General features: G+C 50.9%; 20 protein-coding genes. 6 read left to right on the top strand and 14 right to left on the bottom strand.

What is annotated here, in order from left to right:
• Positions 1-69: 69 nt before the first annotated feature.
• A complete protein-coding gene (uvrB, locus tag OR1_RS07285; protein ID WP_041970972.1) occupies positions 70-2067 on the top strand; it encodes an excinuclease ABC subunit UvrB in 1998 nt (665 codons plus the stop codon).
• A gap of 72 nt (positions 2068-2139) precedes the next feature.
• The gene (locus OR1_RS07280; protein WP_041970971.1) at positions 2140-2634 is read left to right on the top strand and encodes a YchJ family protein; all 495 of its coding nucleotides are present in this window, start codon (positions 2140-2142) and stop codon (positions 2632-2634) included.
• Positions 2635-2642: 8 nt separating this feature from the next.
• Here OR1_RS07280 and OR1_RS07275 read toward each other — a convergent pair whose 3' ends face one another.
• Both OR1_RS07275 and OR1_RS07270 read right to left on the bottom strand, forming a co-directional pair.
• Positions 2643-4400: a bifunctional diguanylate cyclase/phosphodiesterase gene (locus OR1_RS07275; RefSeq protein WP_052440312.1), complete on the bottom strand. Its 1758-nt coding sequence runs from the start codon at positions 4398-4400 to the stop codon at positions 2643-2645.
• 22 nt (positions 4401-4422) lie between these two features.
• Positions 4423-5190 (bottom strand): ABC transporter substrate-binding protein, encoded by a 768-nt coding sequence (locus OR1_RS07270; RefSeq protein WP_041970969.1) that lies wholly within the window; start codon positions 5188-5190, stop codon positions 4423-4425.
• Between the two features lie 187 nt (positions 5191-5377).
• Between OR1_RS07270 and OR1_RS07265 the strand changes: the two genes are divergently transcribed.
• From OR1_RS07265 to OR1_RS07255, 3 genes are all read left to right on the top strand, one after another.
• The gene (locus OR1_RS07265) at positions 5378-6031 is read left to right on the top strand and encodes a lactate utilization protein (RefSeq protein ID WP_041970968.1); all 654 of its coding nucleotides are present in this window, start codon (positions 5378-5380) and stop codon (positions 6029-6031) included.
• A 22-nt stretch (positions 6032-6053) separates the two neighbouring features.
• Complete coding sequence (locus OR1_RS07260) at positions 6054-6767, top strand: ComF family protein (RefSeq protein ID WP_041970966.1); 714 nt, start codon at positions 6054-6056, stop codon at positions 6765-6767.
• Positions 6768-6858: 91 nt separating this feature from the next.
• Entirely contained in the window at positions 6859-7326 is a 468-nt protein-coding gene (locus OR1_RS07255; RefSeq protein ID WP_041970964.1) for a hypothetical protein, read from the top strand.
• Here OR1_RS07255 and OR1_RS23240 read toward each other — a convergent pair.
• The 7 genes from OR1_RS23240 to OR1_RS07230 all read right to left on the bottom strand — a co-directional run bounded on the left by OR1_RS23240 (position 7316) and on the right by OR1_RS07230 (position 12240).
• Positions 7316-8866 carry an ATP-dependent DNA helicase gene (locus OR1_RS23240; protein ID WP_370543336.1) on the bottom strand — a complete coding sequence of 517 codons (1551 nt, stop codon included), beginning with the start codon at positions 8864-8866 and terminating at the stop codon, positions 7316-7318. The genes OR1_RS07255 and OR1_RS23240 overlap by 11 nt on opposite strands.
• Complete coding sequence (locus tag OR1_RS23235; RefSeq protein ID WP_370543335.1) at positions 8808-9788, bottom strand: JAB domain-containing protein; 981 nt, start codon at positions 9786-9788, stop codon at positions 8808-8810. The genes OR1_RS23240 and OR1_RS23235 overlap by 59 nt, the downstream gene beginning before the upstream one ends.
• Before the next feature lie 223 nt (positions 9789-10011).
• Complete coding sequence (locus OR1_RS07245) at positions 10012-10299, bottom strand: cytochrome c3 family protein (RefSeq protein WP_041970963.1); 288 nt, start codon at positions 10297-10299, stop codon at positions 10012-10014.
• A gap of 34 nt (positions 10300-10333) precedes the next feature.
• Complete coding sequence (locus OR1_RS07240) at positions 10334-10807, bottom strand: ankyrin repeat domain-containing protein (RefSeq protein WP_370543334.1); 474 nt, start codon at positions 10805-10807, stop codon at positions 10334-10336.
• A 204-nt stretch (positions 10808-11011) separates the two neighbouring features.
• Positions 11012-11224 (bottom strand): Ada metal-binding domain-containing protein, encoded by a 213-nt coding sequence (locus tag OR1_RS23230; RefSeq protein ID WP_370543338.1) that lies wholly within the window; start codon positions 11222-11224, stop codon positions 11012-11014.
• A gap of 125 nt (positions 11225-11349) precedes the next feature.
• Complete coding sequence (locus OR1_RS07235) at positions 11350-11754, bottom strand: bacteriohemerythrin (RefSeq protein ID WP_041970962.1); 405 nt, start codon at positions 11752-11754, stop codon at positions 11350-11352.
• 18 nt (positions 11755-11772) lie between these two features.
• The gene (locus tag OR1_RS07230; protein WP_041970960.1) at positions 11773-12240 is read right to left on the bottom strand and encodes a peroxiredoxin; all 468 of its coding nucleotides are present in this window, start codon (positions 12238-12240) and stop codon (positions 11773-11775) included.
• 130 nt (positions 12241-12370) lie between these two features.
• Here OR1_RS07230 and OR1_RS20660 point away from each other — a divergent pair, with 130 nt between their 5' ends.
• A complete protein-coding gene (locus OR1_RS20660; RefSeq protein WP_052440311.1) occupies positions 12371-13255 on the top strand; it encodes a pentapeptide repeat-containing protein in 885 nt (294 codons plus the stop codon).
• 31 nt (positions 13256-13286) lie between these two features.
• Here OR1_RS20660 and OR1_RS23090 read toward each other — a convergent pair whose 3' ends face one another.
• From OR1_RS23090 to OR1_RS21990, 5 genes are all read right to left on the bottom strand, one after another.
• On the bottom strand, positions 13287-13862 hold the full coding sequence (locus tag OR1_RS23090; protein WP_305047288.1) for a hypothetical protein: 576 nt from the start codon (positions 13860-13862) through the stop codon (positions 13287-13289).
• Positions 13783-15543, bottom strand: coding sequence for a primosomal protein N' (gene priA, locus OR1_RS07220; protein ID WP_305047287.1), 1761 nt, complete (start codon positions 15541-15543; stop codon positions 13783-13785). The genes OR1_RS23090 and priA overlap by 80 nt, the downstream gene beginning before the upstream one ends.
• A gap of 103 nt (positions 15544-15646) precedes the next feature.
• Positions 15647-16837, bottom strand: coding sequence for an FprA family A-type flavoprotein (locus OR1_RS07215; protein WP_041970959.1), 1191 nt, complete (start codon positions 16835-16837; stop codon positions 15647-15649).
• A 68-nt stretch (positions 16838-16905) separates the two neighbouring features.
• A complete protein-coding gene (locus OR1_RS07210; protein WP_237754250.1) occupies positions 16906-18363 on the bottom strand; it encodes a transglutaminase family protein in 1458 nt (485 codons plus the stop codon).
• The gene (locus tag OR1_RS21990) at positions 18341-18550 is read right to left on the bottom strand and encodes a hypothetical protein (RefSeq protein WP_152609839.1); all 210 of its coding nucleotides are present in this window, start codon (positions 18548-18550) and stop codon (positions 18341-18343) included. The genes OR1_RS07210 and OR1_RS21990 overlap by 23 nt, the downstream gene beginning before the upstream one ends.
• Positions 18551-18877: the final 327 nt, after the last annotated feature.

Here is an 18877-nt window from a genome sequence, read left to right as displayed (position 1 = left end):
CTGGAGGTTGTGCCAGCAAAGGTTTTCTCCGTTTCATAACTCACCTGATACATGGTATTATCATCTGCCATGGCATTGTCCTTCAAACTTACAACCGACTACACCCCGCGCGGCGACCAGCCACGCGCCATAACCGAGCTGACCGAGGGTATCCTGCGCGGGGATCGCGACCAGGTACTGTTGGGGGTCACCGGCTCGGGCAAGACCTTTACCGTGGCCAACGTTATTGCCGCCACCGGCAGACCTGCGCTGGTGCTTGCCCCGAACAAGACTCTGGCCGCCCAGCTTTACGGCGAGCTGAAGGAACTGTTCCCGGAAAACGCGGTGGAGTTTTTTGTTTCCTATTATGATTACTACCAGCCTGAGGCCTACCTCCCCACCTCCGACACCTTCATCGAAAAGGACTCGTCGATCAACGACGAGATCGACAAGCTCCGTCACTCCGCCACTCGCAGCCTATTGACCCGGCGCGACGTGATCATCGTCGCCTCAGTTTCGTGCATCTATGGCATCGGCTCGCCCGGTGAGTATCAGGCGATGCATATCTTCTTTCATCAGGGAGAGGATTACGGCCGAGATATCCTGTTACGCAAGCTGGTGGATATTCAGTACGAACGAAATGATATCGATTTCCATCGCGGCACCTTCCGGGCCCGCGGCGACGTGGTGGAGGTATTCCCGGCGCATGATGACGAGAAGGCAATCCGGATCGAGTTCTTCGGTGATACAGTCGATGCGGTCAGCGAAATCGACCCACTGCGGGGCCAAGTGCTGACCAGACTGTCAAAATGCGCCATCTATCCGGCCTCGCATTATGTAGCCACCAGGGAGACCCTGGAAAGGGCGGTGGAGGAGATCAGGATTGATTTGCGCGAACGGATCCAGTGGTTCCGTAACCAGAATATGCTGGTGGAGGCGCAGCGGATCGAGCAGCGGACCATGTTTGATCTGGAAATGCTCGAACAGATGGGCTTTTGTCACGGCATCGAAAACTATTCCCGTTACTTTGATGGTCGCCAGACGGGAGAGCCGCCTTACACATTGCTGGACTACTTCCCTAAGGACTTCCTCCTGTTCGTGGATGAGTCGCATATTACGGTATCGCAGGTTGGAGGGATGTACCGCGGTGACCGGAGCCGGAAGGAAACGCTGGTCAATTACGGATTTCGGCTCCCCGCAGCCCTGGATAACCGCCCTCTCAACTTCCGCGAGTTCGAGGCCAAGATTAACCAGATTGTCTACGTGTCGGCTACTCCGGCTGATTATGAGCTGCAACAGAGCGGCGGGGTGGTGGTCGAGCAGGTGATTCGTCCGACCGGACTGGTTGATCCGGTGATAACGGTGCGCCCGGCTTCCGGCCAGGTCGATGACCTGCTCGGCGAGATCAGGATCACAGTCGCGCAGGGTGAAAGGGTGCTGGTCACCACCCTGACCAAGAGGATGGCCGAAGAGTTGACGACGTACTACGAGGAGATCGGTGTACGAGTGCGTTACCTGCATTCGGACATCGATACCATCCAACGGATGGAGATCATTCGGGATCTCAGGCTTGGGACCTTTGACGTGCTTGTCGGGATCAACCTGTTACGGGAAGGCCTTGATCTCCCCGAGGTCTCATTGGTGGCGATTTTGGACGCCGACAAGGAAGGGTTCCTCCGGTCTACGCGCTCGCTGATTCAGACCTGCGGGAGGGCGGCGCGCAATGTCAACGGCAGGGTCATCATGTATGCCGACAATATTACCAAGTCGATGCAGTCCTGCATCGACGAGACCGGCAGACGCCGGACGCTGCAGCTTGAGTACAATGAAGATCACGGCATTACGCCGCAGACGGTACAAAAGGGGCTCCGGACGATTCTTGAGTCGATCGAGGAGAAAGATTATGCCGTTCTGCCGCTGGCTGCCGAAACCGATGAGGAATACCTCCCTCTTGCCTCAATCCCGCGGACGATCAAGGGGCTGCGCAAGGAGATGCTCGCCGCGGCAAAGGACCTGGAGTTCGAGAAGGCTGCCGAATTACGCGACAGAATCAAAAAGCTTGAGGAAATGGAACTCAAGCTGAGGTAACCCACCTACTTTCCCCAATGGCAAAATCGTGCTATAAAATCCTGATCCCAATTTTTTCAAGGAGAACCGAAGATGGCGAAAAAAGCTGAATTATGTCCCTGTGGATCGCAGGCGCCTTACAAATCGTGCTGCGAGCCTCTGATTGCCGGAACTTCAAAAGCAGAAACGGCAGAACAGCTTATGCGATCCCGCTATAGCGCCTATACGAAGGGCGCTATGAACTATCTGTATGAAACCACCCATCCGGGCCACCGAAAGGGATATGATCATGACGGAACCAAGGAATGGGCGGAAAACTCGGATTGGCAGGGGTTGGAAATCATCGCCACCAAGGGTGGCGGCGTTGACGATACTGTCGGTGAGGTTGAATTCAAGGCCAGCTATGTCGGCGGTGAGCAGGAGACTGTGCATCATGAAATCGGCCGGTTCCGCAAGTCAGATAACAACTGGTATTTCACTGACGGGAAAATGGCCGGGCAGATGCCGATCCATGTCGAGAAGATCGGGCGAAACGATCCATGCAGCTGCGGCAGCGGCAAGAAGTTCAAGAAGTGCTGCGGGGCATAGGAAGGATCTTATTGACCTGTTGATGCCTGTCTGGTTGCGGGCTGATTTTGGGAGATCAGGTCGTTAAACTGGTCAAACGGAACAGGTTTGCTGAAGAGGAACCCCTGAAAGGTCGGGCAAAGCTGCTTGGCGAGGAACTGTCGCTGTTCTTCGGTCTCGACCCCTTCAGCAACAACATTGAGGTCAAGGCATTGGGCAATGGTGATGATCGTGTTGACTATGACCGCGTCACTCTTGTTTTCCGGGACATTCTTGACAAATGCCCGGTCTATTTTGAGTTCGCTGATCGGCAGCCTTTTCAGGTAACTCAGGGAAGAATAACCGGTGCCGAAATCGTCTATGGACAGGGAAATGCCAAGATCTTTCAGCTCATGCAGTCTTTCCAGGGTTGCTTCAGTGTCTCCCATTAACAGGCTTTCGGTCAACTCCAGCCGGAGAGATTCGGGCGGCAGGCCGGTTTCTTTGAGAATGAAGTCAATATGCTCGATGATGTCGGAGCGATTGAATTGGCGCGCCGAGATGTTGACGGACAATGTGAGCCTTCTTCCTGCTTGATCGGACATGAGTTTTGCTTCCCTGCAGGCGGTTTCCAGCACCCACTCACCCACTGAGACGATCAATCCGCTGTCTTCCAGCGACGGGATGAATTCCATCGGCGGAACAATTTTGCCGTCACTCTGTTGCCACCTGAGCAGTGCCTCCATCCCTGTTATTTCACCGGTTATCACATCGACCTGAGGTTGATAATACAGGATGAATTCGTTGTTTTCCAAGGCATGGTGGAGGTTAGTCTCAAGGGCGAGTCTTTCATGCATCCTGGTGTTCAGGTCATCGGTGAAGAAGCGGAACGCGTTTTTTCCACCTTTTTTTGCTTCATACATGGCGGCTTCGGAGTTTTGGAGCAGTAGTTCCACCGTGTCTCCATCAGTGGGATATGAGGCAATGCCGATGCTTACCGTGACATAAAGCTCCCGTTCCCCAATCATAAAAGGCACGGACAGGGATGACAGGATTTTTTCGGCCATGACGGCTGCTCCCTCGCCGTTTGGCAGCCCGACGGGAAGGATGGCGAATTCATCCCCTCCCAGGCGGGCAACGGTGTCGGATTTGCGAATCACGTCCATAAGCCGCTTGGAAAAGGCGAACAGGAACTGGTTGCCGGCATCGTGTCCCAAGGTATCGTTGATAATCTTGAAATTGTCGATATCCAGGGTTATCAGCCCCAGAAATCCCTTGCTGCGGGAAGTCAGGGCAATGTCATGATTCAGCCGGTCTATGAGCAGGTTTCTGTTCGGGAGCCCCGTGACCAGGTCATAATTGGCTTGGTAGACCAGTTGCTGTTCATAGGCGCGCCGCTCGGAAATGTCATTGCCTACGGCGAGCATGCCGATGAGTGTGCCGGTTTCATCGAACAAAGGTCGGTTCGACCATGAGATCCAGTATCGGGAGCCATCTCTGTTAATTGCTTCGCTGTCAAATGCCAAGTGCTGATCTGGGTTATCAAAAATGGTTTCGATCAAATTGGCCAGTATGCGGCCGCTGCTCTCTGTTTCAGGCAAGATTGATCCGACTAAGTTTCTACCGATTATCTCTTCCTTGGTGAAGCTGAAGAATTGCTCGGCATATTCGTTGAAAAAGGTGATAATACCGCTGGTGTTAACTTTTACAATGATGCAGTTGGCTGATTCGACCAGTTCCCGATATTTCCGTTCGCTTCCTGCCAGGGCATCCTCAGCTTTGCGACGATCTCCAAACTCTTTTTTCAATGCTTCGGTCCGTTGCCGTACCTCATGTCTCAGGTACGCATTTAGAGCTACAAAAATTGCGCAGACCACTGCAATCATGACAATGGCCCATTTTATCCAGACCGGCATTCCGTTTTTTATTTGAAATCTGAAGGTATTTTTCCAGTGCCTGGTGGTAAGGAGAGTTCGGCATTCCCTTCATTGCAGTAAGTTGGCTGTCAATGGCCTGAATCAGGTCTGAGCCGGATCCTTTGGGGAAACCGTAACGCACTTCGATCGGATTGAATACGATTGGGGACGCAGCAACGTCGAATTTTGCCTCATTTGCCATTCCATAGAACCTGCCGACTATCCCTGCGTCGACCTGGTTATGGCGGAGGAGATCGAAAACCTTGTCGAATCCGTCAACCTCCACGTATACCGGTTTAATCCAGAATTGTTCCATCATATCCTTGAGAGCCGAGTACTGGACATTGTTCCTGACCACGGCAACTCGTTTTCCCTCAAGGTCCAGAAAGGATTGCATCGCCTTTGTTTTTGGAGTGTAAACCTGTCCCCAGTTGACGATCACCGTGACATTGTTGAAGTCGAGATACTTTACCCGGTCCGCGGAATAGGCCAGCGGGAGCAGAATGTCGACCTCCCCTGCCTTGAGTCGCTCGATCCCCTGAGTAATGCTGCCGGGTACAAAGGTGACATCCCATTTTTCTTTTACTGCGATATTCTTGAGTAAATCGACATGAATTCCAGAGAGTTCTCCGGTATCCGATATAATGGTCAGAGGCGGATTGTCGTATACGCCTGCCCTCACGTGACGCTCGGCTTTGACAGAACAAGGGAGCAGCAAGATGCACACTGTTAAAAACGTTATAAGATATCGATATGTCATATCGATATCTCTTTTCGGACAATTACGGACAAACTGAAATATGAGTTGTAAAAAATATATTGAGGTGTGAAAATTCTCCCATATCCGGACACTGAAAGGAGAAGATGGAATGTCACAAACCGACGAACTGGTACGCTGGACCTGGGAGCAGAAATGTGAAAAAGCAGTCGAGGCCTTGGGTCAGAACGGCTTTACATCAGTCTATTGCCGAACGGCAAAGGACGCATACGATTACATTGTTAAAGAGTCTGCGGATGCCCAGAGCATCGGCTTCGGCGGGTCGCGCACAATTGTCGACCTGAATATTCAGGATGCACTGCAGGCAAGTGGGAAAGAAATCCTTAACCACGGCATGCCGGGGCTGACCCCTGAAGAACGGCTGGCCATCATGCGCCGGCAGTTGACTTGCGACCTGTTTCTTACCGGAACCAATGCTGTGACCCTGTCGGGCTGGCTGGTTAACATTGATGGTAACGGCAACCGCGTAGCAGCAATGTTTTTCGGCCCCGGGAAGGTTATCGTGGTTGCTGGCCGGAACAAAATTGTTAGCGGAGACCTGCAGGCGGCAATCGACCGGATAAAGAACTGGGCGTCACCTCCGAATGCAAAGAGATTGAACTATAACACCCCTTGCGCCAAGACCGGGTTTTGCAACAACTGCAACTCACCGGAGCGGATCTGCCGGGTTACCACAATCATTGATCGGAAGCCCCGGGTGATGGACATCAGGGTCCTGGTGGTCAACGAAGATATGGGGCTGTAAAACCTTTGTTTTGCCTGGCGCCATGCTGAAATCTCTAATCGATCTGGTATTCCCGCCGCTTTGCCACAACTGCCGGCAATTCATCCCGGACGCGGGGCGGATTCATGTCTGCCCGGAGTGCATTGCCTCGTCAAAACCGCTGCAGTCGCCAATCTGTCCTTGTTGCGGGATTCCTTTCGCAACGGATGAGGGAATCGACCACCTTTGCGGAAGCTGCATTGAAAAGCATCCGCCGTTCGATGCTGCCAGGGGGGCGTTTGTCTACGAAGGCGCAGTCCGGGATCTTATCCATCGCCTCAAGTATGATCGCAAAATACAGTGCCGGCGTCCACTGGCTCTTCTGCTTCTGGAACTCCTGTCCGGTGCGGTCGAGGAATTTTCCCCCGAAATGTTGGTTCCGGTGCCACTCCATAAAAGGCGATTACGGGAGAGAGGCTTCAATCAGGCCATTCTTATCGCAGAGCTATTGGCCAGGGAGTGGAAAATCCCTTTAGAGAGAAGATTGCTGCAGCGTGTCCGCTGGACCGAGCCCCAGATAAATCTTGCCGCCGGCGAACGGGCTGCAAATGTAAAGGGTGCTTTTGCGTTGAGCGACCCGAAAATTGCTTCCGGCAGGCGGATCGTATTGATTGACGATGTGCTGACAACAGGGAGTACGGTTGCTGAATGCAGTAGGGTTCTGAAGAAAGCCGGTGCCGCTGCAGTATTGGTCGTTACTGTTGCACGGGTCCCGTAATAACCCTGCAGAATGGCCGCTTGGGCTGATTGGACTTGTAAAAGAACAAATATTTGTTAAGGTAGGGACAATCAAACATTCGGAGAGATACATGGCCCAGACACCTGACTACAAGCGACTGCGCAGATTGACAAAAATTTACCTGGTAATACAGCTATTTCTTGTGGCGCTGCTGGTATTCATGGCGGTGAATTTCCAGGTTAAAATGAGTGCCGAGGGTGTGTCTCAGAAATTCATGTACAGTGTGGTGACGGCCTTGGTAATCCAGATGGCGCTTTTTTACCCCATCAAGAAATTTGCCGGCAAAGAGGCGGAACGCGAGATCGAATCATGCACTCCCGGACTTGATGCCGAGAAATTCAAATCTCTCCGGACCAAACGGATGATTGCGGATGTTGTGAAAATGGGGGTATTCGTGTTTTTTCTGACTTTTGCGGCAAAGGCTCCCAAAGTCCTTTTTATCCAGAGTCTGACCTTCCTGACTTTCATCCTGACCTTCCTGAGTTATTTCCAATGCCTTTCCATCTCATTGAAACGAGCCATTCCTCCTAAGAAGTGAAGAAATCCCGCATCCCTTCAAGTACTTCAGCTTGGCTTCCGATGTTGTGGATTGTCCCAGGCAGTGCCTTAAGGAAAGAACGGCCATAATTTTTTGTGAGTACGCGGACGTCCAGTACCAGTGCAGCTCCACGGTCATCGCGGCTTCTGATAAGCCTTCCGAACCCCTGCTTGAACTTGATTACAGCCTGCGGGACAGTGTACTCGCGGAACGGATCCCCACCCTCTGCCGAAATATGCTCGGCGCGTGCCTCCAGTAGAGGTTCGGTGGGCACCCGGAATGGTAGCCGGGTTATTACCACCATCTCCAAGGCCTTACCTTTGACATCAACCCCCTCCCAGAAAGAGTCGGTTGCGAACAACACCGCATTTCCCTCTTTTTTAAAGCGTGATATCAGCAGATGCCGGCCCACCTCTCCCTGCCGGAGTGGGGTCAATCCCATTTCGGTCAATTTATTTTTCAATCGCACATAAACCTTGCTCAGCAGTTCATAAGAAGTGAAGAGTATAAATGCCCGTCCCTGAGTGATGGTTACCCCTTCAAGCAGGAAACTTTCGATTGCTGATGCAAAGGCCGGGCTATTAGGATCGGGCAGGTCGGACGGAATGCCTATATAGGATTGCCGGGCAAAATCAAACGGTGATGCCAGCAACAGTTCAGATACCCGTTCAGGCGGGAGCAGGTCAATCCCGGTTCGTTTTTTCAGGTAGGAAAACTTGTCGCCTACGGCAAGCGTTGCCGAAGTGATGATTACGGTCCGGAACTTGTCAAAGATCGTCTTGCGCAAAGAAGCGGCAACTTCAAGCGGAGCAAAGCAGAGTTTGACTGATAAACCCTTTGCGCTTTTGTGCACCTCTATCCATCGGCAAAATTCATCTTCCCGCTCACAGAAGAATTGCAATCCTGAGGCCGTTGACTCCAGCCTGGAGCGGATCCCCTTCAAGTCGGTAAGGACTCCGGCCAACTTTGCGGCAACCTCGTCCGGCAACTTTTCACAGAGCCTGCAACAATCCTTTATCGCGACCGAATAGGCAGAAATGTCGGCTGCAAGTTTGGTGGCCGAGGCCTCAATTTCTCCCCACACCGGTGTAGCGTAAATGGCAGGTGTCAGCCGGAGAGTGTGCTCTCCCTGGGTTGAGCCGGAACGCTGCATCTGGGAATTCATAGCAGTGCCAACGAGGTCCATGGAGCGGGTGATGGTGTCGACTAATTCCCCCCGTCCGGGGATCAGCCGGTCCTCCAGTATGGCGGCAATATTTAGATAGAGTTCTTCCAGCTCTTCAGGGATCTCTTTCGCTATCATACCGGAGAGTTGGTGGAGAAGACCGCGTCCAGGCTTTTTGGGGTGCTGCAGTTTGGCAATGAGTTTCAACAACCCCTGGCGGGAAAACTGGCTGGCAAAATGGCTGGTGGCAACATCTTCCAGGTGGTGCCCTTCGTCGAAAACCAGGCGCTTGAATGGAGGGAGAATCGCCGAACTTTCATAGCCGGCTTCCTGTCTGACAACCACGTCGGCCATAAGCAGGGCATGATTTACCACCAGCAGGTCTGCGCTCGCCGCATCCCTTCGGGCACCATAAAAAAACGCAGCCTGCATAATGGGGACATTTGATTCTGCTGCATTGATCCGCTTCGCAGCAGAGCTCTTCCCAGGTCTCCTGTCTGGGTAGAAAGGAGAGATCGTTACGGCACCCCTCCACGGTTTTTTCGCTCCAGGCCAGAATTGCCTTCAATTCTTCGGCGAATTCGTCCTGAAACAGAGCCGGCTCTTGATGGATTCCTAAGACCTTACGTTTACAGATATAGTTGCTGCGCCCCTTGACAAGAACTGCTTTGAAATTGATGCCGGAGTGCCGCTGGATCAAGGGGATATCCTTCCGGATCAGTTGCTCCTGAAGGTTAATGGTGTTGGTGGATATGACTATCCTCTCTTTGTTGCGCGCCGCCCAAAGCACTGCGGGAAACAGATATGCCAGCGACTTGCCGGTGCCGGTGCCGGCTTCAATAAGCGCAATCTTATCTTCATTGAATGCCTCGGTTGCCAGGAATGCCATCCGGATCTGCTCTTCTCTGAATTCGTATCCCTTCAGCGAAGAGGCCAGGATTCCTTCCCGAGCGTAAAACGACTCAATGTCGGGATAGTCGAGTTTGTGCAGTTCCTGAGGAATGAAAGGTGTTACCGCTATGTAAGAGCGTTCGGCCCGGTTATCGATGATAATGAAGCCGACCCCCTGATTCCCCAGAATCGAAGCGATTTCGATGTCTGCCTGTGAAGGAGTGAGGTTTCCCGAGGGGTGGTTGTGTATGACGACATCACCGCAGGAAGTTGTCACGACTATTGCGGCAACCATATCGCGATTACCGCGAGCAAGAGGCTCAACCGAGGTGACGAAACCGGTGCCGTCGGTGTGGCCGAGGAAGAATACTTCATTGCCGGCTGTTTCCGCTATTGCATCTCGCATGGCAATTCGGGCGTTTTCGGAAAAATGGCGATCCATAGGGATTGAAGATACTACCTTTATCCCACAGGCTCAAATGAAAAAGGGGTGGCTGAGCCACCCCTAAAGCTTTTGATAGATATTTGCGGATTGTGTTTGCGACCTTTCGCGTGCTCAAATGGTGAGAGACTGGCGGATCATACTTACATAGAAGAATTAGTCGGCTTCGAATTACGCAAAATAGCCGTTATCTGTTCTTTTTGTGGCATTCCGCGCATCTGGTCGGTCCGGATTTTTTGGTTTCATGGCACCCTTTGCAAAGATTATGGGCCTCATTCTTTTGCGAGAGTTTTTCTATCTTGCCCCCTTTTGCATCCTTGTGACAAGCAGTGCAAACTTTTAGCCGGTCTTGGTGTTTCTTGTGGGTGAAGGTCACGTCTCCTGCATTGGGAGCAGGAAGAATCTTGGTGTCGGCAGCGAACAGAGTTGAGGAGCAGAATAATGTGAGTGTTAGGGTGATTATGTATTTCTTCAAAGGACGACTCCTTTCTGCATAAATGGGTAGCGTGCTAAGCCGTCCCTTCCTTGGGGCGCTGTGCCTTTTTCAGGAGCGCCAGGGTGATCGGGTGGTTGTTGGTTTCTGCGTACACCATAGCGGTGTTGCCTGCTCTGGTTTTGGCATGGATATCGGCGCCATTTACCAGAAGAGCCTGGACAGTGTGGTTGCATCCGTAGATTGCGGCAAACATTAGGGGGGTATGACCGTCGCGATCACGAGCATCAATAGTAGCTCCGTGCTCCAGCAACAGCTTGACAATTTCGACGTGACCGTTTGCAGCGGCGTAATGGAGAGCTGTCTTGCCTTTTTCGCTCATTGCATCAATATCTACACTACGTTTCATAATTTCACGCACAGTTTCCAGATCGCCTGTTTTGGCAGCTTCCATCAAGGGCGTATGCCCGTGCCGGTCCTTCACGTTCACGTTAGACATCATCCAGTCCCCCTTTCTGATCGTGTTCCCAGCTACAATTGCACTCTCCATTGGCCTTCTCCTTTCCGTACACGGGTAAAAGAAAAATGATGAGTCCACACAATGCGCAGCATGCAGAGGCTAATCTTGCGGCTTGTGGTCACCTCCTCCAAATTGTTGTCAACTTCAGGAAATCAGTATATTAGCCATCCCTTATCGAGTCAATACATTCTGCTCGGGATTGCATCTTGTAAGAATATATTCATATATTTCGAGTCAGCGGACTCTGATAGCAGACTCTTTACGCAGAGAACCTTTTGGTGGCCTGCATACCTCGCATGGCTTGTACCCTGCTTCTCTTGCCTTTTCGGCCGAATCGAACTTTATTCGATAAGTCTTCAAAGTTTTCTTCACATATCGGCACGATACGAGATGATAGCTCTTGGATGTAGCTGATCCCCAGATTTCGCCGAGTGCAGAAGGCGGCATAACGGCGCACAAAACAAAAAAAACAGGAAGAATTTTACGGAAAGATAACAGATGCTGAAAAACACGCATGAGTAAGCTTACCTTCTTTGCCGGCCAATGCAAGGGAATTGCTGGTTATCAGCCGTTCATGTATTTTGGCTTATAAACTCACCAATCTTTTTATCCATTTTGGCTATATGGTTTAATAACCAATCAATCAGCATTCTGTTAGTGGCAATTGTTAATGATAGTGTGGCCCCTCCAGTCTGCATTTCATTTTTAAAATCATCGAGTTTGTTGATGAAAATCCGGTGCTGTTCACGATGAGCCGGATATTCAGGAAAAGAGTTCGCGACTTGGAGCTTTTCTTCATCGTTAAAATGAATTCGGACATACTCATCAAGGAAAAACAAAAGGCTGCCGATCTCTTTGGTGCCGCTACCTTTGCTGCATGCCTCCAGAAGACGGTTGAATCTTCTGAACAGCTCTTTGTGTTGCTCGTCAATGTATTCTACTCCTACGGCAAGATCTTCGTTCCATTCAATTTTCAACGTTATTCTCCTTTCGAATCAACTATGAGACTTCAGCCATTCAATCACTTCCAGTGGATGAGTTTCAGCCTTTGCAACCTTGGGCCAGTGCTTGAGGATCGTACCGGCAGCATCAACAATGACGGTTGAGCGGATAACTCCCATGCATTTCTTGCCATACATCACTTTTTCGCCGTAAGCACCATAGGATGACATAACGGCTGCGTCGGGATCCGACAACAGTATAAAAGGTAGGCCGAAATCACGGATGAATTTGTCATGGGATTTTATACTGTCTTTGCTTATCCCCAGCAGTACTGTATCCAACTCGTCAAATTGCAGTTTATGGTCGCGGAAGCCACAGGCTTCCTTTGTGCATCCCGGGGTGTTGTCCTTTGGATAAAAATATAGAACAATTTTCTTCCCGGTATAGTCTTTAAGGCGATGGCATTTGCCGTCGCTTCCTTCAAGTTCAAAGTCGGGGGCCTTTTTCCCTTCAAGCGACATGACTCTTCTCCTTTGGGTGACGGTTACTATACATATCATAACGTGTTTCGCTGAAATGTTAAGTGGTCAGATTGGCTGATTGGTCAAAGACTGTTATACTTCAGCAAAGAATCAATCGTGGGAGAAATGGATGAGAGACAGAAAATCCTTTGGCATAGTACTGTACTTTGCCGGACTAGTGGTTTTTATGGTGTTGCAGGCGGTTGCCCCTCAAGAGATCGCTGCTGCGGGGGAGGCGCCTTCTTCAGGAGCACCGGAATCCGAGGTCAAGAGCCCGGCTGGTCACGAAGTGAATGCAGTCGAACAGACCTTGCGCAGGGCGCTGGACAAATCCGAGGCTGATAAGGCTGATCTGGAGAAGAAATACCAAGAGCTTTCCGTAAGGGAGAGTCAGGCCCGCGCTGAAGCAGCAAAGCTTTCTTCAGAAAAGGAAGAGATTGCAAAGTCATGCAAGACAAAGGAGACATCTGGCGACGCAGCAAAGCCAGGAATCAAGAAGTCAAAAAAGAGAAAGTCCGTTCACAAATGGTGGGCTTCAGGAGGGGATGCGGATAAAAATGCTTCTGCCAGCATGCCTAAAAAAGTTTCAAAATTAAAACAGAACGTCAAATATCGGAAAAAGAAAACCGGCAAGGCGAAAAAGGTTGCATCGAATAAAAATATAGGGTGCACAGGTCCTGTGGTTTCAATGTCCTATATCACAAAGGCAATGGCTGGCAAAAAAAACCTTGCCGGGAAAAACCTGAAGGGAATGCAGCTGGTGGGGATGAATCTAGTCGGCGCCAATCTCAAAGGGGCGTGCCTGGCAAAGACAAACTTTGAGAGAGCCGACTTGGCTGAGGCCGACCTGGAGAGGTCAGATTTGTCCGGCGCTAATTTGAAACGGGCGAGCCTCAGGCTGGCGAATATCAATGCTGCGAAGCTGGACGGCGCGATTCTCGACAATGCCATCTGGACTGACAGCCGGATATGTCTTGAAGGCTCGGTGGGAAGCTGCCGGGATCTGATCCCATGAATTGCTTCTTAAGACACTAACCAGTTTCTTCCTACAGCATATCCACTGGATCTATATCGATGGAAAGCCGGATCGTACTTGGCAGCTCCAGTGAGTCTTTAGTCGTTTTAATCAGCCGATGCAGGTCGTTGCGGTATTTCGCCTTGAGCAGGATCTGTTTTCGATGACGCCCCCTGAGGATAGACAGAGGTGCTGCGGCCGGGCCAAGGATGCTTACCCGCAAATGCAGTATGCGTTTCTGGCGTGACATATCTGCCGCGGTTTTCTTGGCGGCACTTTCTACCGCTGCTTCGTTATTCCCAGAAACCTCAACTATGGCCAGGTGTGAAAACGGAGGGTAGTCAAGCTCATCGCGGAATTTCAGCTCTTCCGTGCAGAAACCATGGCAATCATGGGCAATGGCGCTGTTAATTGCATAATGGTCCGGCGACATGGTTTGGACAAAAACCTTGCCATGTTGGTTTCCGCGCCCCGCTCTTCCTGAAACCTGCGTGAGAAGCTGGAAGGTTCGCTCGGCACTTCTGAAATCAGGGAAATTGAGTGAACCGTCGACCGAGATCACGCCCACCAGGGTGACTCCAGGGAAATCGTGCCCCTTTGCTACCATCTGGGTTCCGACCAGAATGTCTATTTTCCCCTCTTCTACCCAGGTCAGGATGCGCGAATGCCCCCCCCGTTCCTGTAGTGGTGTCCCGGTCCATTCGTGCGACCCGGGCCATAGGGAACAGTGCTGAAATCTCATCTTCAACCTTTTCCGTACCCCGGCCCAGAAGCACAATATCGTTACCATGGCATTCCGGACACAAACTTGGCGCCGGAATGGAGTGGTCGCAATAGTGACAGAAATGGCGTCCTTTGCTGCGATGGTGGGTCAGTGATACGGCACAGTTCGGACATCTAAAGGTATAGCCGCAATCCTGGCAAATCAGGCAGGTGGCAAATCCACGTCGGTTCAGAAATAACAGCGTCTGCCCTCCGGCAGCCAGGTTCGTCTCTATTGCTTCAAGTAGTTGCGGTGAGAATGTCACCCCCTTTTTGCCGGCCATTTCAACCAGGGCGATTTCGGGCATGGGCAGGTCGCGGACGCGATTCGGGAGTTCAATCAGGCCGATTCTCCCTGTTTGAGCGGCATGCCAGGTTGTCACCTGTGGGGTGGCGCTGCCGAGAACTACACAGCTATTCTCCATTTTTGCTCTGACAAGTGCCAGATCGCGGGCATTGTAGCGGAAACCCTCTCCTTGTTTGTAGCTAGACTCGTGCTCTTCGTCCACGATTATGATGCCGATATGTTCAAGAGGAGCGAAAATTGCCGACCGGGCGCCGATGACAATAGAAGCTTCTCCCCGTCTTATTCTGCGCCACTCGTCAAATCGTTCGCCTGAAGAAAGGCCGCTGTGGAGTATTGCAATCCTGTCACCGAAGCGAGCCCGGAATCGTCTGACCAGCTGAGGCGTCAGGGCAATCTCAGGCACCAGCACCAGCGCCCTTCGACCTTGGCCAAGAGTATGGCTGATTGCATGGAGGTATACTTCCGTCTTGCCGCTGCCGGTTACCCCATGCAGAAGGAACGGAGAGAATTTCCGGCTGTCGAGGGAAGCTATGATCCTGATTACTGCTTGTTCCTGCGCTGAGGTGAGTATCGGCGGTTCATCAGGTGAACTTGCCAGGTCATGGAACGGATTGCGGTACACTTCCCTTTCTTCTGTAGCTAACCAGCCCTTTTCCACGAGATAGCGGAGCGTTGCCGCATCGATTTTGCATTCCTTGCGGAGTAACCCTGCCGGAGCTTCCCCCATCGTTTGCACCAAATCGACTGCGGTCAGCTTTTTTCCGCTTAGTGACTGCCGAGAGGGCGAGTCAGGTGAAATCAGGTAGAAAATTTCCCGCTTGATGCCACGTCCGCCGGAAAGCACCTCTTCGCTGACTATTGTACCGTCCGACAGCGTTACCGGCTGTTTTTTCCCAACTATGTTTATTCCGGCAGGTAAGGCTGATTTCAGCACCTCTCCCAGCGGATGCATATAGTATGAGGCCGCCCAACTGAAGAACTCCAATTCCGCAGCGGTATAGAGCGGTTCGCGGTCGAGAATGGCAACTACTTCCTTCAGTCCGTCGACAGCACCACCCTCAATATTCACGGTGTAAGCGGTAAGTGTACGTCTGCCGAAAGGGACAAGAACTCTCATTCCGATTCGAATACTGCCCAATTCTGCGGGAACTATGTAGTTGTAGACGGCATTCAGATGAAGCGGGACCACAGTCCCTATGATCGTGGGGGAATCAGGCATGAAAACATAATGCCCGAAAATCCCATGAGGGGAAAGACAGAAAAGAATAACGCGGAATAATTAAGTTATTCCGCGTTGATGATTAATGATAGAGCGATATTAATCAGACAGTTGTAAGGATTTCATCGGCTATTGTTTTCCCCAAGGCTTCACACTGTTGAAGTATTTCCGGACGTGGGGTGAAAGGTGATCTGACGAACTGGGCCGGCAGCTTGAAGTTGAGTCCTTTTAGGCGATCCTCAACCATTTTACACGCTTCCCCGCTCCATCCATAGCTTCCGAATGCCCCGCCTATGTTACCTTTCAGCTTGACCGTTGACAGATATGAGAGGACATCCCACATCGGTTTGGGGATGTCGCGGTTTATGGTTGGGGTTCCGAAGATCATGGCATCGGCTTCTTCCATATGGTCTCTTATCTCATTAGCGGAAAGTTGTGTAATGTGGTGGCAGTCAACCTCCAGCCCTTCCTGGGATGCTCCCTTAGCTACTGCATTGGCCATTATTCCCGTATTTCCGTGAGGAGAAAGATAGAATATGGCAACTTTTCTGGGGCCTATAACCGGTTTTGCCCATTCCTGATAAAAAGCCAGGTACCGGGCAGGATCTTTTCTTATTATCGGACCGTGGCTCGGACAGATCATGCCGATTTTTTCCCCGGAAATCTTGTTGATCGCTGAGATGACCTTGTCTTTGAATGGCCGGATAAGGCAATCGAAGTAGAAGTGCATGTCTGTGGAGTAATCCTGCACTTCGTCATTGTAGATGCTGTTGGTGCAATAGTGGGCTCCAAAGGCATCGCAGGTGAACAGCATTTCGTCCTGTTCCAGCAGGGTAAACATGGTGTCAGGCCAGTGCAGATACGGAGCAATTACGAATCGAAGGGTCCGATCCCCCAGGTCAACAGTTTCTCCATCCTTTACGACCCGGGAGGGGAAATCTCTATGTATCAGGTTACTGAGAAAGGTTCTGGCTGCTTGAGTGGATATCACGGTGGCGTTTGGACAATGCCCCAGTAAAAATGCGATGGAGCCGGAATGGTCCGGTTCGGTATGGTTGATAATGATGTAGTCGACCTTTGCCGGGTCCACCAGGGATTTGACTTTTTCCAGAAATTCTTCGGCGCGCTTTTCTTTTACGGTATCAATTATGGCGACCTTTTCACTCCCCTTAATCAGGTACGAGTTGTATGTCGTTCCCCGTTCGGTAGGGAACAGGTCGTCGAAAACACGTAGATCCGGATCGATGGAACCGATCCAGTGAACTCCTGGCTTGATTTCTATTGGTTTGTTCATTCAAGGACTCCTCAATTATTTATCTGCATATGCCAAATGCTCTTGTTAGGCAAATAGCCAGTTTCCTGCTAATCGGCAAGGTCAATTACGCGCGCCTTGATTTTTCCGATAATTCCTGCCAACGGAGCAATTTCTTCGGGCTCATCTCCTTCGACCAGTCTTATGTGGGTTACATCTGCCGGGATTTGCCCAAAGGTGGGATCAACGGCAAGCCACCCGTCCACATAACTTTCGGCCCAACTGTGATAAAGAAAACCTTTTCCTTTGACGTATACGAGTCCTGAAACCGTTCGGGTCGGGATTTCGGCAGCCCTTGCCAGGGCGGCATAAAGCCGGGTGTGGGTTTGGCAGTTCCCCTTGCGTATCTCCATGGCCTCAAATGCCGAATTTGTGTCAGTAACCGTGTCTTCGAGAAAATCGGCAACCCATCTGGCAATCATGGCAACTGACTGCTCGCTTGATGAGCTGCCTGCAATGATTTTCTGCATCATGGATATTATTTGGGGATGGTCTGAATTTACTCGTGGTGTTGCCTTTAAATAGCGCATTTTGTCGGCTGGTTCGAGCTGGCCTCCGGCTTGACGGAGTGGGGTGGCTAGCGAAATTCTGAGTAGGTTTGCATTCTGCCTGGCAGCAGTCTGCCCGGGTCCTTGCGGCAGTGGATAGTCGAGCGGATAGCCGGAAATATCCAAGACTAGCTTGCGGAGCTTTTCCGGGGTTGGGAGCTCATGGTCAATCCTGACCAGGCTGAAATCCAGAACAAGATCTTTTTTGGCAACTACATCCTCAAAAAGTAAATTTACCGCTATGTCTGGGTTTTCTGATCTTGTTATTATCAGGCCGTCTCGAACAGATTCCTCGATGGTATTTCCGTAAGAGTCAACCCAGATGTCGTTATCCACAAAGGTATAAAGATCATTCTGCATGTGAAGGGTGTCCATGCCGTTACGCTTTTCAACTGCTACCCCATTTATTACAACATCTTTGAGTTTAACCGTTTCGACATCAAGCACTTGGAGAGAGTATTTCCTGCCTGGGGCAAAACCTTTGAGCAGCGGATAGAGGTTCAGAACGGGAGGAGGATAAACTGCGCCCTTTGCCTTGAGGGTCTTTTCATTTTTGCCTCCTTTTGTAAACGTTGTTACCTTTATACTGCGGCCGGAAACCGTGCCACTAAGATTTAAAGGGCTTTTGTCGATTATCTGTTCGACCTCGAACGATTTGAGCGTCAGGTCACGGTTCAGGTAATACCGTTCGTGGGCAGAAGCTTCTCGGGAGAACCCGAGGACAAGCATTTTTGCACTCCCCTCGCTGGTTATCGTAAAACCTTCCGCTGTCTTGGCGACATTTAAGTGAACAAAACCGACTTTATCGCCATTCATCGATATGCTGAACCAGCGGTCTCCCAGTGGCGGAGATGACAGCGGAGGCAATGCGGCATAAGAAGCTGAGAGTGGCAACAGGAACAGGCAACAGACTAATAAGGTGAGGATGGTTGATAGGCTATTCCGTGAATATCTGGTCACTGTCTTGTTCCGGATGTTTCTCAGGTTCATTTTTCAGAGCACACTGGTTTGCGGGTGCTACATCGGGGTAATCACTGCCTTCTTTTCGTTTAAGACCTGCAAGCAGCATAAGTAATTCATTCTGCTGATCTGGGGAGAGTTGGCGGAAGTCGGTAAGCAACTGTTGCTCCGAAAGAGAGAGGCCCATTGTCATTACTCCTATAATCTATTTTGTCCTATATATCATAGTCTGAACCAACAGGCAAACTATGACCACGAGTGGAATATCCTCTGAATTATTGATTAGTATGGAGTCTTCCCCTGCCATTACCGATTTATTCAGTTCCTTGCATAAGAACCGGTTAGTGGGTATAATATATTAAAAGAATAAAATAATTGCGAGAGCCTTCGGGCTCTCATTAAGCCCTAGTGGACTTGCCCTCCTAGTCACTAGGGTGTTTTTTTGCAGCTTCCTGTGGTCACCTGCTTATGAAACATTCCGATATATCCGCGTCGCTGCCTTTCATAGCTTCCT

This window comes from Geobacter sp. OR-1 (genome assembly GCF_000813145.1).
GTDB lineage: Bacteria > Desulfobacterota > Desulfuromonadia > Geobacterales > DSM-12255 > Geoanaerobacter.
This window is presented reverse-complemented; position numbering and strand designations above follow the sequence as displayed.

Excerpts from the sequence above, each read along its gene's own strand:
- OR1_RS07265 (WP_041970968.1), top strand. The coding sequence starts at position 5,378 with ATGTCACAAACCGACGAACTGGTACGCTGGACCTGGGAGCAGAAATGT.
- OR1_RS07255 (WP_041970964.1), top strand. The coding sequence starts at position 6,859 with ATGGCCCAGACACCTGACTACAAGCGACTGCGCAGATTGACAAAAATT.
- OR1_RS07280 (WP_041970971.1), top strand. The coding sequence starts at position 2,140 with ATGGCGAAAAAAGCTGAATTATGTCCCTGTGGATCGCAGGCGCCTTAC.
- OR1_RS23235 (WP_370543335.1), bottom strand. The coding sequence starts at position 9,788 with ATGCGAGATGCAATAGCGGAAACAGCCGGCAATGAAGTATTCTTCCTC.
- uvrB (WP_041970972.1), top strand. The coding sequence starts at position 70 with ATGGCATTGTCCTTCAAACTTACAACCGACTACACCCCGCGCGGCGAC.
- OR1_RS23090 (WP_305047288.1), bottom strand. The coding sequence starts at position 13,862 with ATGGTAGCAAAGGGGCACGATTTCCCTGGAGTCACCCTGGTGGGCGTG.
- OR1_RS23230 (WP_370543338.1), bottom strand. The coding sequence starts at position 11,224 with ATGCCGCCTTCTGCACTCGGCGAAATCTGGGGATCAGCTACATCCAAG.
- OR1_RS07230 (WP_041970960.1), bottom strand. The coding sequence starts at position 12,240 with ATGTCGCTTGAAGGGAAAAAGGCCCCCGACTTTGAACTTGAAGGAAGC.
- OR1_RS07240 (WP_370543334.1), bottom strand. The coding sequence starts at position 10,807 with ATGGAGAGTGCAATTGTAGCTGGGAACACGATCAGAAAGGGGGACTGG.
- OR1_RS07260 (WP_041970966.1), top strand. The coding sequence starts at position 6,054 with ATGCTGAAATCTCTAATCGATCTGGTATTCCCGCCGCTTTGCCACAAC.
- OR1_RS20660 (WP_052440311.1), top strand. The coding sequence starts at position 12,371 with ATGAGAGACAGAAAATCCTTTGGCATAGTACTGTACTTTGCCGGACTA.
- OR1_RS21990 (WP_152609839.1), bottom strand. The coding sequence starts at position 18,550 with ATGGGCCTCTCTCTTTCGGAGCAACAGTTGCTTACCGACTTCCGCCAA.
- priA (WP_305047287.1), bottom strand. The coding sequence starts at position 15,543 with ATGCCTGATTCCCCCACGATCATAGGGACTGTGGTCCCGCTTCATCTG.
- OR1_RS07215 (WP_041970959.1), bottom strand. The coding sequence starts at position 16,837 with ATGAACAAACCAATAGAAATCAAGCCAGGAGTTCACTGGATCGGTTCC.